The organism is Enterobacter sp. PTB, assembly GCF_051130085.1.
Taxonomy (GTDB): domain Bacteria; phylum Pseudomonadota; class Gammaproteobacteria; order Enterobacterales; family Enterobacteriaceae; genus Enterobacter; species Enterobacter ludwigii.
This window is the reverse complement of sequence record NZ_JBDKEE010000226.1, coordinates 1-204: the sequence shown is the minus strand read 5'-3', so window position 1 is coordinate 204 and position 204 is coordinate 1. Positions and strand designations below refer to the sequence as shown.

1 pseudogene is annotated in these 204 nt (G+C 60.3%); it reads right to left on the bottom strand.

What is annotated here, in order from left to right:
* Nucleotide 1: 1 nt before the first annotated feature.
* A pseudogene (locus AAIR21_RS28325) lies at nt 2-204 on the bottom strand (type VI secretion system baseplate subunit TssE); the annotation flags it as partial.

The window sequence follows — 204 nt, the reverse complement described above, 5'->3', positions numbered from 1 at the left end:
CTCAGGAGGGGAGTATGCGTTGTTGTTTCAGGTGGCGGAGCAGCACTTTGCCTTCGGGCATAAACTCGGTGCCAAAGCGCACCAGCCCGCCGTCGTGCAGCTCTGCCTCGATGGCGTAGCGCAGCTCACCGGGCTGGGTCTGCTCCAGTATCACCACGTTAATGTCCTGAATACGCGGCTCGTATTTCAGCAGCGTGGTCGCCA